This window comes from Bacillus sp. MRMR6 (assembly GCF_001940785.1).
Lineage (GTDB): Bacteria > Bacillota > Bacilli > Bacillales > Cytobacillaceae > Neobacillus.
Genome location: NZ_MSLS01000015.1, coordinates 71,084 through 84,962, shown reverse-complemented (window position 1 = coordinate 84,962; position 13,879 = coordinate 71,084). Strand labels below are relative to the sequence as shown.

The 13,879-nt window shown below is 39.7% G+C and carries 13 protein-coding genes; 3 read left to right on the top strand and 10 right to left on the bottom strand.

Going from position 1 to position 13,879, the window contains the following annotated elements:
• Positions 1 to 5: 5 nt before the first annotated feature.
• The 4 genes from uvrB to BTR25_RS15270 form a co-directional block, all read right to left on the bottom strand.
• Complete coding sequence (uvrB, locus tag BTR25_RS15285; protein WP_075688917.1) at positions 6 to 1,985, bottom strand: excinuclease ABC subunit UvrB; 1,980 nt, start codon at positions 1,983 to 1,985, stop codon at positions 6 to 8.
• 227 nt (positions 1,986 to 2,212) lie between these two features.
• A complete protein-coding gene (locus tag BTR25_RS15280; protein WP_075688916.1) occupies positions 2,213 to 2,446 on the bottom strand; it encodes a DUF2198 family protein in 234 nt (77 codons plus the stop codon).
• 222 nt (positions 2,447 to 2,668) lie between these two features.
• Positions 2,669 to 2,818 (bottom strand): 50S ribosomal protein L33, encoded by a 150-nt coding sequence (gene rpmG / locus BTR25_RS15275; protein WP_048011555.1) that lies wholly within the window; start codon positions 2,816 to 2,818, stop codon positions 2,669 to 2,671.
• Positions 2,819 to 2,860: 42 nt separating this feature from the next.
• Entirely contained in the window at positions 2,861 to 4,048 is a 1,188-nt protein-coding gene (locus tag BTR25_RS15270; protein WP_075688915.1) for a GTP-binding protein, read from the bottom strand.
• Positions 4,049 to 4,401: 353 nt separating this feature from the next.
• Here BTR25_RS15270 and BTR25_RS15265 point away from each other — a divergent pair, with 353 nt between their 5' ends.
• The 3 genes from BTR25_RS15265 to BTR25_RS15255 all read left to right on the top strand — a co-directional run bounded on the left by BTR25_RS15265 (position 4,402) and on the right by BTR25_RS15255 (position 7,539).
• On the top strand, positions 4,402 to 5,481 hold the full coding sequence (locus BTR25_RS15265; RefSeq protein WP_075688914.1) for a metal ABC transporter solute-binding protein, Zn/Mn family: 1,080 nt from the start codon (positions 4,402 to 4,404) through the stop codon (positions 5,479 to 5,481).
• A gap of 127 nt (positions 5,482 to 5,608) precedes the next feature.
• Entirely contained in the window at positions 5,609 to 6,607 is a 999-nt protein-coding gene (locus BTR25_RS15260; RefSeq protein ID WP_075688913.1) for a permease, read from the top strand.
• A gap of 11 nt (positions 6,608 to 6,618) precedes the next feature.
• Entirely contained in the window at positions 6,619 to 7,539 is a 921-nt protein-coding gene (locus tag BTR25_RS15255; RefSeq protein ID WP_075688912.1) for a TIGR03943 family putative permease subunit, read from the top strand.
• Positions 7,540 to 7,569: 30 nt separating this feature from the next.
• On the opposite strand, the gene BTR25_RS15250 is transcribed toward BTR25_RS15255, so the two are convergent.
• From BTR25_RS15250 to nikA, 6 genes are read right to left on the bottom strand one after another with little or no spacing between them, the layout of a single operon-like run.
• Complete coding sequence (locus tag BTR25_RS15250; RefSeq protein WP_075688911.1) at positions 7,570 to 8,910, bottom strand: MATE family efflux transporter; 1,341 nt, start codon at positions 8,908 to 8,910, stop codon at positions 7,570 to 7,572.
• A gap of 12 nt (positions 8,911 to 8,922) precedes the next feature.
• Entirely contained in the window at positions 8,923 to 9,702 is a 780-nt protein-coding gene (locus tag BTR25_RS15245; RefSeq protein ID WP_075688910.1) for an ABC transporter ATP-binding protein, read from the bottom strand.
• A gap of 22 nt (positions 9,703 to 9,724) precedes the next feature.
• Positions 9,725 to 10,522, bottom strand: a complete 798-nt coding sequence (locus tag BTR25_RS15240; protein ID WP_075688909.1) for an ABC transporter ATP-binding protein — start codon at positions 10,520 to 10,522, stop codon at positions 9,725 to 9,727.
• On the bottom strand, positions 10,522 to 11,343 hold the full coding sequence (gene nikC / locus BTR25_RS15235) for a nickel transporter permease (RefSeq protein ID WP_075688908.1): 822 nt from the start codon (positions 11,341 to 11,343) through the stop codon (positions 10,522 to 10,524). Before nikC ends, BTR25_RS15240 begins: the two co-directional genes overlap by 1 nt.
• Positions 11,340 to 12,281 (bottom strand): nickel ABC transporter permease, encoded by a 942-nt coding sequence (gene nikB / locus BTR25_RS15230; protein ID WP_075688907.1) that lies wholly within the window; start codon positions 12,279 to 12,281, stop codon positions 11,340 to 11,342. Before nikB ends, nikC begins: the two co-directional genes overlap by 4 nt.
• Positions 12,278 to 13,801 (bottom strand): nickel ABC transporter substrate-binding protein, encoded by a 1,524-nt coding sequence (gene nikA, locus BTR25_RS15225; RefSeq protein WP_075688906.1) that lies wholly within the window; start codon positions 13,799 to 13,801, stop codon positions 12,278 to 12,280. The genes nikB and nikA overlap by 4 nt, the downstream gene beginning before the upstream one ends.
• Positions 13,802 to 13,879 lie beyond the last annotated feature (78 nt).

Below are 13,879 nucleotides of genomic sequence, written 5' to 3'. Positions count from 1 at the left end.
TTTTGTTATCCTTCCGCTTTCAATTCCAAAATTAAATCACGAAGCTCGGCAGCACGTTCAAAATTAAGCGCTTTTGCCTCGGCCTTCATTTCGTTCTCCATAGTGGCAAGCAGTTTCTCTTTTTCCTTTTTTGACATCTTGCCGAATGATGCTGATGGCTTGTAATCTTCCTGTTCCTCGGCCGCATGCGTAGCACGAATCACGTCACGGATCGCCTTCTGTATTGTGGTTGGTGTAATTCCATGCTTTTGATTATATTCTTCTTGTATAGCGCGGCGGCGCTTCGTTTCACTAATCGCTAATTCCATTGAGTTCGTGATCCGATCGGCATACATAATAACATGTCCGTTCGCATTACGAGCAGCACGCCCAATGGTTTGAATGAGTGAACGTTCTGAACGAAGGAAGCCTTCTTTATCGGCATCTAGAATCGTAATCAGTGAGACTTCAGGGATATCAAGTCCTTCTCTCAAGAGGTTAATCCCGATTAGGACATCATACTTTCCAAGCCTCAACTCACGAATAATTTCAATCCGGTCCAGCGTTTTCACTTCAGAATGCAAATATTGAACCTTGATTCCGATTTCCTTCAAATAGTCGGTTAAGTCCTCTGACATCTTCTTCGTCAATGTTGTTATGAGCACCCGTTCATTCATCTTCACTCTTTCCTGAATTTCACCAATTAAATCATCTATTTGACCTTCAATTGGTCGGACCTCAATCGTTGGATCCAATAAGCCGGTAGGACGAATAATTTGTTCAATCATTTCAGGAGTATGCTCCAACTCGTACGGTCCCGGCGTAGCCGATACAAAAATTGCGTTGTGTACATGCTTTTCAAACTCATCAAAAGTGAGCGGTCTATTGTCTAGTGCTGATGGGAGACGGAAACCATGGTCTACTAGCACTTGTTTCCGTGCTTTATCTCCGTTGAACATCCCGCGAATTTGCGGTAAGGTCACATGCGATTCGTCAACGACTAATAGAAAATCCTCTGGAAAATAATCTATCAGGGTATAGGGTGTTGAGCCTGCTGGTCTTAGCGTAAGATGACGAGAATAATTTTCGATACCTGAGCAGAAGCCCATCTCTCTCATCATTTCAAGATCATAGCGTGTCCGCTGCTCAATTCGCTGGGCTTCAAGTAATTTATCTTCGGAGCGCAGTTCTTCAAGTCGTTCTTCTAATTCTTTTTCAATATTCTCAATCGCAATGCGCAGCTTTTCCTCTCTTGTTACGAAGTGGGAAGCTGGGAAAATGGCGACATGCTCCCGCTCGCCAATGATTTCACCAGTAAGAGCATCGACTTCTCGAATCCGATCAATTTCATCACCGAAAAACTCAACCCGTAAACAGTGCTCGTCACGCGATACAGGAAAAATCTCTACCACATCACCGCGAACACGGAAAGTTCCACGCTTAAAGTCAATATCATTTCGTTCATATTGAATATCAACTAGACGGTGCAGTAATTGATTTCGTTCAATTTCCATTCCTGTTCTTAATGATAAGACCATTTCTCGATATTCTTCCGGAGAACCGAGGCCGTAAATGCAGGATACACTGGCAATGATAATCACATCTTTTCGTTCAAAAAGCGAAGATGTGGCCGAGTGGCGCAGCTTATCGATTTCATCGTTGATGCTGGCATCTTTTTCAATGAAGGTATCTGTTTGAGGTACATATGCTTCAGGCTGATAATAGTCGTAGTAGCTGACAAAATACTCTACTGCGTTGTCCGGGAAAAAATCCTTGAACTCACTGTAGAGTTGGCCAGCTAGTGTTTTATTGTGCGCAATAACTAATGTTGGTTTATTTACCTCTTTAATCACATTAGACACGGTAAATGTTTTACCTGTTCCGGTTGCACCTAATAGCGTCTGATAACGCTTATTATTATTTATGCCTTCAACCAGCTGGCGGATGGCGGATGGCTGGTCGCCCTGAGGCGTATATTTTGAAACTAATTCAAATTGGTCCTTCACACATGACCCTCCCTGGAAAGAATATCGGTCTGGCATTTCTCATCTATTGTTTAGTCGGATGAAAGGGCGTGAAATATGCCTCCAAATTTTCATATTAACATTCTATCACAAATTACCAAAAACTAACCAGTAATATGCGAACGGATATTCGTTTTTTGTATAACCTTTCATCATTTTATACAAAAAAGCCTGCGCAAATTTAGGCAGGCTTACTAGATGTGTGGATTTTAACTATTCTTCACTGCTCTTTGCTTCAGTTTTAACGCTAACCAGAATCCAGCCGTGAGCGAAAAGGCATCCATCACAATCAGGGTATATGTATCTGTATAGCCTTTATAAACTGAAGCTGCAATTAACCCGACGGTTAACGCAAGTCCGATGTATCGATTATAAGTGACCCGTGTAAAGAGCAAAACGAGTAAGCCTGGCAAAATTAGCGCAGATACATATTCAATCGGCATGGGTCCACCTCATTCATTCGTTTCTGAATATATTCTAGAAATATATTCAAGAAATTGCAACAAAAAGATATCGATAAAAACAAGACTCCCAAAAAGAGAGTCCTGCCGATACCGCGCTATTTGATCCATACACCGCTTGCTCCGAGCTTGTAGCCGCCAATTTTTGTATTATAAGCCATAGCTCCGCTGCTATAGAATTAATACCAGACTTTCCCTAGTTACTTACTTTGTTTCTCGGTGCAAGGTACGCTTTTTTAAACGTGGCGAGTATTTCATTAACTCAATACGATCTGGATTGTTTCGCTTATTTTTTGTGGTAATATAATTTCGATCTCCTGTTTCCGTACATGCTAATGTGATATTTACTCTCATTTTATTCCTCCTAGTTTTAATAAACTATATTTATAAAAAATCTCACTCCGAAACAGTAAATGCTGGAAGCGGATCGTAAAATCCCTTCCAATCCATTGTCATTTCCTCTCCTGATAATAAACATTGGTCAAGTGAAGCCTCAATTTCTTCGCGATTCATTTCAACGCCGATAAAAACAAGCTCTGTCATCCTATCTCCAAATTCTTCGTCCCACGTCTCAAGGAGTTCAGGTTCTTCGATTAAGATCTGCTTTTGTTCCTGCTCAGGATAGGCAGCAAGCCATTCACCTGCTCCTTGAAGCACAATAGAGGGTCCTGCTTGTGATAACAAACCAGTCATATCATTTCGTGATGCCAACCAAAAGAAGCCTTTTGCTCGAACAACATCTACCGGCCAATCCTCTAACCATTGCATGAATCTGTCAGGATGAAATGGCTTCTTCCTACGATAAACAAATGAAGAAATTCCGTACTCTTCTGTTTCTGGAGTATGCTCCTCCAATAACTCCTTTATCCAGCCTGCACCCTGACTTGCCTCTTCAAAATCAAATAAATTAGTATCCAGAATTTCATTTAAGTCAACTTTAGAGTAAGCACTTTTAATGATTTTGGCACCTGGATTCAACTTTTGCAGAACTGCATATAGTTCCTGTTGACTTTCTATATCCACTAAATCAGTTTTGTTTAAAACAAGAACATTTGCAAATTCAATTTGATCAATTAATAAGTCGACCACTTCACGAGTATCAGACTCATCTGTTCCTTGCTTTCGATCGAGCAGGCTTTCTCCAGATGCAAAATCATGCCAAAATCTGTTCCCATCTACTACTGTGACCATTGTGTCTAGCTTGCAATACTCCGTTAAGTTGATTCCAAGGGTTTCATCTACATATGTAAAGGTCTGGGCAACAGGAATGGGTTCCGATATTCCTGATGATTCGATTAAGATATAGTCAATATCTCCTGCCTTAACAAGCCTTTCGACTTCAAACATTAGGTCCTCTCTTAAAGTACAGCATATACATCCATTTTGAAGCTCTACTAATTTCTCATCGGTTCGCGAAAAACCACCTTGCTTAATCAACGATGCGTCAATATTAACTTCACTCATATCATTTACAATAACCGCAATCTTTTTATTCTCGCGATTTGTCAAAACATGATTTAATAAAGTTGTTTTTCCAGCACCTAAATATCCGCTTAACACTGTTACAGGTATTTTTTTTTCCATGTTATCACCTCGAATTAAATCAAATTCATTACGATTTAAAAGCTTTAGTACTTTTCTTACTTTCTTTATTTAACTTTGTGCAGGTAGCAAGGCCGGCTGCTATCCCTCAAGTGCAACAAGTAGGATACAAAATATAAATCGTAATCATTACGATTAACATCGTATAAGAATTTTATTAATATTGCAAGCTTTTTATAAATAAAATTGCTTCCACCCATTAGTGAGCAACTTTTAAAGAGAAATCTTCTAAACCAAAAGAATCATATTTTCATTTACAATAACATAGATATATTTTAGAATATAAAACGTAATCGTTACGATTTATTCTAATAAAAATAGATTGGAGTTTAAAAATGAAGATAAATAAGTTCGTTTACACTGCTTTTCTCTCTCTAGGTCTTGTTTTAACAGGTTGTGGAAATATGGAAACAGTAAATAAAAGTGTAGAAGATAAAGAAACCATAACGATATATACCACCATTTATCCTCTTGAAGATTTCACCCGAAAAATCGGAGGGGATTTTGTAGAAGTTATAAGTATTTACCCGCCCAATGTAGATGCCCATTCCTACGAGCCTTCTACTAAAGACATGATTGCGATTTCCGAAGCTGATTTTTTTATTTATACAGGAGTAGGAGTGGAGGGTTTTGCAGCAAAAGCGACTGAAGCTTTAAAAAATGAAGATGTTCAAATGGTGAAAGCTGCTGAAGGGATCAATCTTATTGTATCTAGTAATTCAGACAAGCACCAGCATGAAGACGAAGATGGACATGCTGATCATGGACAACATAAGGGTGAAGAGGGTCATTCTGATAGTGAACACCATGAGAATGAAAGCGAACATGCTGAGGAACATGAGCGTGAACATGTTGAATCAGAAGACCATAACGATGAACATTCACATGGAGACTTAGATCCGCATGTATGGTTAGACCCTGTGCTTTCCATTGAGTTAGCTAATAATATAAAAAATGCACTAATTAATAAAATGCCATCACAACAAGATTTGTTTGAAACCAATTTCAATCACCTAAAAAGTGAATTAGAAAAGCTTGATCAAGAATTCAAAACGACTATTGAAAACTCAAAAAAGAAGAGTTTATTAGTCTCCCATGCTGCCTATGGATATTGGGAAAAGCGTTATGGAATTAAAACTATCGCCATTTCAGGCTTATCGCCTACACAAGAACCCACTCAAAAACAATTGCAGGCAATCATCATAGAATCTACAGAACATAACATTAATTATGTTATATTTGAACAGAATCTATCAATGAAAGTAGCAAATATGATTCAAAACGAACTCGGAGCAAAATCTCTTACACTTCATAATCTAGAGGCGGTTACAGAACAGGACATTAAAGAAAACAATGATTATTTCTCCATCATGCAAAAAAATTTAGAAACTATAAAAACTGCTTTAAACGACTAGCAAATCGATAATATACATTTCTTCTTCCCTGTCCTTCTGTTTAGAGCAGGGATTATCTTGATTTATAAATCATACTCTAGTATATCTGTCTGAAAATTTAACCAGAAAACTATTTTAGGAGGCTATAATGTATCGCATTGTTCGCAATAATATATTGGAAATTACTGGTATAACCATGCTTTGTCTAGCGTTTCTGCTGATTTCTTTTAGTACAAGCTTTACTCTTCCCTTTACTTTACCTTCCTCTGTATTAAATCTTAATACAATATTTTTAAGTATTCTAATCGAGGCGCTCCCTTTTGTTTTAATCGGAGTTCTCATTGCAGGAATGATCCAAATTTTTGTTACCGAAAAGCACATACAGCGATTAATCCCCCAAAATAAGGTTTTGGCTGTCATCGTGAGCTGTATTGTCGGAGCACTTTTCCCTGCTTGTGAGTGTGGAATTGTCCCGATTGTCCGCAGACTCATTGGGAAAGGTGTCCCTATTCATGCTGCAATTGGGTTCATGCTGACGGGTCCGTTGATTAATCCTATTGTAATTGCCTCTACTTTTATGGCTTTTGGTAATGATATGAAAATTGCCGGACTACGAATGGGATTAGGATTTTTCATAGCGGTGGTGGTTGCCTTTATCATCAGTTGGATTTTTAAGGGTAATCAATTCAAATCTTCATTACAAGTAACTGCCACTCATTCACACGCTAAAAACGAAGGATTTTTGAATCGATTCTGGTCCATGCTGACCCATTCGGTTGATGAATTCTTTGATATGGGGAAATATCTTATCCTAGGTGCTTTTCTTGCCGCAGTTGTCCAAACCTACATGCCTGCAAAAGCACTTTTAGAAGCAGCAAATGGCACCGCTTCTGCCACAGCTATTATGATGGGCTTGGCATTTGTATTATCACTATGTTCAGAAGCAGATGCCTTTATCGGGGCTTCCTTTAGCAGTATTTTCCCAACCTCGGCTATTCTAGGCTTTTTAGTGTTCGGCCCAATGATGGACTTAAAAAATACGCTTATGATGCTGAGTGTATTCCGAGCGAAATTTGTTCTGATTCTGCTGGCATTGATTACATCCGTTGTTTTCATTTCCATTATGATTACACATAGCTTTTTATAAGGGGGGATTAGATGAAGTTTCATGTTCAGCAGGCTGTTAGAGCGTTTATTTTATTAGCCTTCTCCGCCCTGCTCTTTAAAATGCATTATCTAGGTGAGATGACAAAATTTATTAACCCAAAATATGAACTTTTAAGTCAGATTGCTTCCATACTATTTTTAATTTTGTTTTTTATCCAATCTACAAGAATTTGGACCCTTAAACAGCATCAGGATCTTTCCCATTGTCACCACGATGACCATGACCATCATTGTAGTCACGACCATGGAGATTCTCATTTGAACAGCAGAAAGTTCATATCATACCTAATCATTATTTTACCGCTGGTTACAGGATTCCTGCTTCCAGCCAAAGTTCTTGATGCTTCGATTGCAGACAAAAAAGGTGGTATGGCGGTAATAACCAATCGATCTTTTGAAAAGAAACAAGGTTCAAATATAAGTGACCAAGAGGGACCAGTATTAACCGTTGATCCATCAGACCCCTCACTTTTAAAAGATAGAAAAGTATATACAAAAGATGAATACAATCACCTTATCCAAAAATTAGAGCAAAGCACATCGATTGGAATGACTGAAGAGGTTTTCTCAAGTTATTATGAAGAGATCCATATGGATGTTGAAAAGTTTAAAGGAAGAGAAATTAAGTTAACAGGATTTGTTTATAAAGGGGAAGGTCTTCAACCAAACCAGCTTGTCCTATCGAGATTTTTGATTACTCACTGTGTTGCGGATGCCAGCATTATCGGATTTATTTCAGAGCTGCCAGAGGCTTCATTACTTGAAGAAGATACATGGGTTGAAGCAACAGGGATATTGGTGATAACCACCTATGATGGATTAGAACTACCGATGATAAAAGTTACCGAATGGAAAGTAGTCACTGAACCTAAAGAGCCGTATCTCTATCCAATCAATGTTAAAGTCATGTAGCAAAGGAGCAGATTTTTTCTGCTCCTTTTTTTAATAAACTGTATAGTGTTTTTCACTATTGACAAGATTTTTCGGAAAAAGCTTTCTTGTTAAAAGCGGAACAAACAGTGCTAGGAATATTGACCTTCCTGCACTAAAGAGTATAAAGGACAACCATAACCCATGATTTCCTGCAGTTGGTACGATTAAATAGTGCCCTGCTAAATAGACAGATAGACTTAGAAGCATAGAATTCCGAATAGGGGCTGCTTCGGTCGCACCAGTAAAAACCCCATACAGAACAATTCCAAAACATATTGCAAAAGGAAACACGATGATCCAAATTTCATATTGATGTGCGATCTCAATAATTTCAGGCATTTTTGTAAATAATCGGAGGATATGATCATTAAAAAGAAAATAAATACTGGCTATTACAAATGAGGAATACAACGCCCATTGGCAGGACAGCCTAAGCGTTTGCTGATATAAGCCCCTATCCTTTGCCCCAATGGCCCTTCCCGTTAGTATACTAGATGCATTAGCAAAGCCATCAAAAAAATAGGCCATAATATAATGGATTTGTATCAAAATGGCATTAGCAGCAAGGGTTTCCGTCCCAAAAGAGGCCCCCTTTGCTGTAAATAAATTAAAAACCGTCAGTAAACAAAGAGTCCGTATGAACAAATCCTTATTTACATTCATCATTCTTTTTAAAGACGAGGTATCAATTATTTTGCTAAAGGATAGCTGCCCTGTGTGAAGCGGCAATTTTCTCCACACTAATACCATACCGACAAAGAATGCGAGAATTTCGGAAAGTAAAGTAGCAGCTGCTACACCGGAAACTCCCCAAGAAAATCCAAACACAAATAATAAATCTAGGACTATATTCAAGCAATTCATGAATATTTGCAATAGCAATGACACCTTGATCATCGACATTCCCATCAACCAGCCGAGAAGGACATAATTTAACAGTGCAAACGGTGCACCCCAAAACCGTATTTGTACATACTCCGATGCAAGTGATTGGACCTGGGCATCAGGACTTAACAATGGCATGAACAAATGGCTGATTGGCCACTGAAGAGCGATCAAACAGATTCCTATTATAATAGCCATTAGTAAGGGGCGGGTAATCGCCAAAGTTTCCCCTTCCTTATCCATTGCACCATGTGCTTGAGCTGCAAAACCGGAGGTGCTTACACGCAAGAACCCAAACAGCCAGTACATGGTATTAAAAATAATCGTTCCAACCGCAACTGCAGCTATGTAGGATGAATCAGGCATATGGCCTACGACTGCTGTATCAACCGCCCCTAATAAAGGCGTTGTAATCGTTGAAAAAATTAACGGTAGAGCCAAAGCCAAATAGGTTTTATGATTCATGATTCCCCCCCCCTATCCATCAAAGACATGCAGCAACTCCTTTGAATAAGGATGCCTATCATCTGAGTATAAATCATGTTTATCACACTCGTCGACCACTTGTCCCTGTTTCATTACCATGATTCGGTCACTCATATAATGAACTGCCGCCAAATCATGTGAAATGAATAAATAAGAGATTCCTAAATTTTGCTGAAGGTCTTTTAATAAATTTAATATTTTTGCCTGTATGGTCACATCCAGGCTCGCTGTCGGCTCGTCAAGAATGATTAACGAAGGCTGTATACTTATCGCTCTTGAGATGGTAACTCTCTGCTTTTGTCCACCGCTTAATTCATGTGGATAATAATATAAATACTTCGCTGGAAGGTTAACCAGTTCAAACAAGTATTCGGCAGTCTTTTCTCGCTGATGCCGTATCCCTTTTAAAAAAGAGGGCTCAATATTTGGCTGAAAATCAAGAGGTTCCATTAAGGAATCAATAATTTTCAGTTTTGGATTTAAGGCAGCTGCCGGATTCTGGAATACAACTTGCAATTCGCTTCTGATTGAACGAAGCTCTTCCTTTTTGGTCTTATGCAGTGACTTTCCTTTTAACCAAATTTCTCCCTGATCCACTTTTTCTAGTCCCAAGATACATTTTGCCAATGTGCTTTTTCCGCTGCCGCTTTCCCCAACAATCCCCAGACATTCCTTACCTTTTAATTCAAAAGAAACTTGATCAACTGCTTTATGTCCGCATGAAAACTGTTTTGATAGATTTTTGACGACGAGTATCTCTTGTGTAACCAATCAATTGTTCCTCCTAATTCTGCTATTGAATCGATAATAATCTCTCAGGTGACGTTCTTAGAGAAGGTATTGCCGCCACTAATGATTTGGTGTAGATATGCCTTGGCTGTTGAAGAATGGTATTTTTTGAACCCGATTCGACTATTTCTCCCTCTAGCATGACAGCCATCTTGTTGGCATATTTTCGAGCATGCCGTAAATCATGTGTAATAAACAAAACAGCACAGTTTGTTTCCCGTTTCAGTTCGGCAATTAGCTGCAGAACATTCGCAGCCGTGATGCTATCAAGTGCTGTTGTTGGTTCATCGGCAATCAGCAATTTTGGTTTAAGAATCATCGCCATGGCGATCGCAGCTCTTTGCAGCTGCCCTCCGCTAAGCTGAAAAGGATAACTCTTATATACTCGCTCTTCGGGCAGATTTACTATTTTTAAAGATTCCAAGGCTTTAGCTTTTCTCTGTTTTTTTGCATCTTTCGAATGTGTTTTTAACATCTCATCAAATTGGGCCCCAATCGTCATAAACGGTGTGAACGCACCTTGATAATCCTGAAAAACATAAGAAATAACTCTCCCGCGATAGTTTCGCCACTCTTTTCCCTTCATGTTTGAAAGCTCCACCTCACCCAAGCGGATACTTCCTGAAGAGATCAACTCACGCGGCAGCAGCCCTCCGATTGAAGATGCAGTTATACTTTTCCCGCTGCCACTTTCTCCAACAAGGGCCAGCCAATCTCCCTCGTTTATAGAAAGATTTAAATTTTTCACAATCGAGGACTTTTTATGTTTAATCGTTAAATTTGAAATCGTTAAAACAGCCATCAATTTCCCCCATTCTGATTTTTCACATCATAACGGTCACGCAAATAATCTCCAATTACATTTAAGATTAGAACAACCAACATAATCGCTAGACCGGGAATCAACATTAATTGCGGTGCATTATAGAAGAATGCTTTTGACTCATTCAGCATCGCCCCCCACTCTGGAGTTGGCGGCTGAGCACCTAAACCGATATAGGAAAGAGCCGCGATCATCAGAATAATCTTTCCTGCATCAAGGGTCGCCAGTACCATCACATTCCCAATAACATGGGGAATCAGATGCCTTCGCAAGATATTAATAGAGCCGACCCCGTTCAGTTTGGCGATTAAAATATAATCTTTTTGTTTTTCAGTCAGGACCGTGCTTCTAGCCAGCCTTGCATAGCCAACCCACTTGACCATCACAATCGCAAAAATTAAATTAACCATGCCTGGTCCCAACAAGCCGCTTAAAATAATTGCCACGATATAATCAGGGAATGCCATAAAGGCATCCACTACCCGCATGAGAACACGGTCTAGTTTCCCTCCCACGTAACCGGAAATTAAACCAATTGGAACACCTAAAAGCAGTGAAATAGCTAAAATAAAAAAACTCGTTCCTACCGTGGTTTGGGCTCCTGTTAGAATTCTTGAAAACACGTCCCGTCCTAAATGATCTGTCCCAAGAAAATGCTCCGTGCTCATTGGTTTTAACCGTTCCGTCATGTTTACCTGTAAGGGGTCGTATGGTGCTAGATATGGTGCAACGAACAAGGTAAGTACAAAAACACCGAGGAGAATGGTGAGTGATTTTGTTGAATCTAGACGAGCGTTCATCCTCGGTCGGCCCCCTTTAAGCGAATTTCCGGATTGAGATAGCGATAAGCAAGGTCAACTAATAGATTAATAGTAACCACAAACAGACCCATGAATAGAATGTATCCTTGGATAACCGGGTAATCTCTTCTGATAATGGCTTCTACTACAAGCTTACCAACACCCGGATAGGCAAAAAGAACTTCGATTATGACGGTTCCGCCAAGCAAACTTCCTAAGCTGACTCCAAAGATCGTGATAACTGGAATAAGGCTGTGTCTAAAGGCATGATAAAAGAAAATCCTGCTTGAACTTAACCCGCGTGCCTTTGCTGAGCGAATAAAGTCCTGTCCAAGGCTCTCTAGCAAACTTGACCTCAGCAGTCTCACGTATACCGCTGCCATTGCAAGGCCCAACGTGATGGAGGGCAGCACTAAATGTAGCATAGTTCCTTTGCCCATGGATGGAAGAATCCCCATTTTCACAGAAAAGAACTGCATCAAGATGAGCCCTAGCCAGAAGCTCGGAACCGATGCAGCTAATAAAGAAAATCCTCTGCTAAGGTGATCAATCCATTTATTTTTATATAAAGCGGCAAGGGTTCCAAACGGCACTGCAATCATCATCATGACCAGCACCGATGAGAAAGTTAAGGCAAGCGTATCTGGAATCTTGCTCGCAAGCTCTTTTGTAACCGGCTGCTTAGTCATGTATGACTCGCCTAAATCAAACTGAAAGAACCGAACGAGCCATTTCCAATATTGAACATATATAGGTTGATTAAATCCCAGCTCTTCTCTTAACTCTTCGATTTGTTCATTTGATATTGAAACATCGTCAATGTTCAGCATGTACCTTACCGGGTCGCCCGGTGCTGCTTTCATGAACACGAAGCTGACGAAGGACAATAAAAACAAAAACAATACAAGCTCCAGCAGTCTTTTTCCTATCTGTTTCATTTAATTCTCACATCGATATCTTTCGTCAGGGTGTAATATTCACTCTTACTTGTCTCCCAATTAAGAACATAATCTTTGTAAGCAACAAAGTTGTTTGGATGGACAATAAAGGAATGAAGAATCTGTTCATCAATGATTTGGATGGCTTGTTTTGAAAGCTCATTCCGTTGATCATGATCAAACGTTTGGTTTAACTCTTTAATAAGCTCTGTAACCTGATCATTTCTAATTTGTCCAGGGTTAATCGCTCCCCCTGCCATATACGCGGAGTTTAAGAAGTAGCTCGCATCGCCTCTTGGTGCTGTTATTAAGCTGTATGTCGCCATATCCCAGTCCGATTTTTCTGCTAAATACTCATCAATATTTTCAACCTGTTGAATTTCAAGTGTAATTCCAAGTTCTTTTGCATTGAATTGCAGCAGTTGAGAAATTAACGGCAACTCCGGACGATAAGAATAGGTCATAAGTTTAAGCGTAAGGGGTTTTCCATCTTTTACGGCCTTTCCGTCTTTTATCTCATAGCCTGCTTCTGCTAAATATTTTCTTGCCTGATCAAGGCTGAATTCTTTTTCGGTATAAACCGGCGAGAATGGCGATTCAGCATGGAAAGGTCCCTCTGCTGCTGTTGCTTGGCCTGCCATGATGTCAGCTGCAATTACTTCACGGTCAATCAGGACATCAAAAGCTTTTCTTAATGCAGGGTCTTTAAATACGTCTTTTCCGGAGTTATACATGAGCAGATGTGTCCGGAGACTTGAAACGACATCCATCTTGATTGACTTGTCATTTTTAAGAGTTTCAATACTTTCAATCGCCGGACGGTACACGATGTCGGCATCTCCTGATTGCAGTGCCGTTGTCCGTGCATTCGCATCCTCATTAAAGATCATCGTGGCACGGTCAAGTTTAACCTCACCATCCCAGTAGCTGCTATACTTCTCAAGCTCCAACTTGCTGTTTGGATCAAAGGAAACGACTTTAAATGGCCCCGTTCCAATTGGCTGCTGCTCAATGCCTCCTGCACTGACATCTACGATCGCACTGTTCGGATGGACAAGCTCCGAAGGAAAATGGGGTAAGGGCTGTTCGGTTGTGATGGTTAAATGTTGTCCGTCTGCTTCCATGGCCTCAATTTTTAATGCATTTTTCATGGCTTCACTTACTTGTATGATGCGTTCTAAAGAAGCTTTAACGGCTTCAGCATCAACATGATTTCCATTCTGAAATGTGATGTTTTCTCTAATTTTAAAAATCCAGGTTTTCCCCCCGTCACTTGTGTCCCAGCTTTCGGAAAGCCACGGCTCAAGCTCCTGGTCCTGATTAACTTTTACTAGCGTTTCTGTTATTCCTGCCCTAACTGCCGTGTAGTTTAGGTGTGGATCAAGTGTTTCACTAGGGAAATTAGAGAGAAATGTGATTTCCTTACTTTTTTTCATTTCCTCTGAGACATCAGTTCCCTGTGATGAACATCCTGCTATCAATAATAAAATGAAACAGATTAATATGAACACTTTTTTCATACTAGTAATACCCCCATAAATTGAAATCGTTACGATTTAGATGTTAAAAAAATTTTCTACTCATTACTAAACTATTAA

Coding starts and splice junctions, on each gene's coding strand:
- BTR25_RS15260 (WP_075688913.1), top strand. CDS start 5,609: ATGTATCGCATTGTTCGCAATAATATATTGGAAATTACTGGTATAACC.
- BTR25_RS15255 (WP_075688912.1), top strand. CDS start 6,619: ATGAAGTTTCATGTTCAGCAGGCTGTTAGAGCGTTTATTTTATTAGCC.
- nikC (WP_075688908.1), bottom strand. CDS start 11,343: ATGAACGCTCGTCTAGATTCAACAAAATCACTCACCATTCTCCTCGGT.
- nikA (WP_075688906.1), bottom strand. CDS start 13,801: ATGAAAAAAGTGTTCATATTAATCTGTTTCATTTTATTATTGATAGCA.
- BTR25_RS15240 (WP_075688909.1), bottom strand. CDS start 10,522: ATGGCTGTTTTAACGATTTCAAATTTAACGATTAAACATAAAAAGTCC.
- BTR25_RS15265 (WP_075688914.1), top strand. CDS start 4,402: ATGAAGATAAATAAGTTCGTTTACACTGCTTTTCTCTCTCTAGGTCTT.
- rpmG (WP_048011555.1), bottom strand. CDS start 2,818: ATGAGAGTAAATATCACATTAGCATGTACGGAAACAGGAGATCGAAAT.
- BTR25_RS15270 (WP_075688915.1), bottom strand. CDS start 4,048: ATGGAAAAAAAAATACCTGTAACAGTGTTAAGCGGATATTTAGGTGCT.
- BTR25_RS15250 (WP_075688911.1), bottom strand. CDS start 8,910: ATGAATCATAAAACCTATTTGGCTTTGGCTCTACCGTTAATTTTTTCA.
- nikB (WP_075688907.1), bottom strand. CDS start 12,281: ATGAAACAGATAGGAAAAAGACTGCTGGAGCTTGTATTGTTTTTGTTT.
- BTR25_RS15280 (WP_075688916.1), bottom strand. CDS start 2,446: ATGCCGATTGAATATGTATCTGCGCTAATTTTGCCAGGCTTACTCGTT.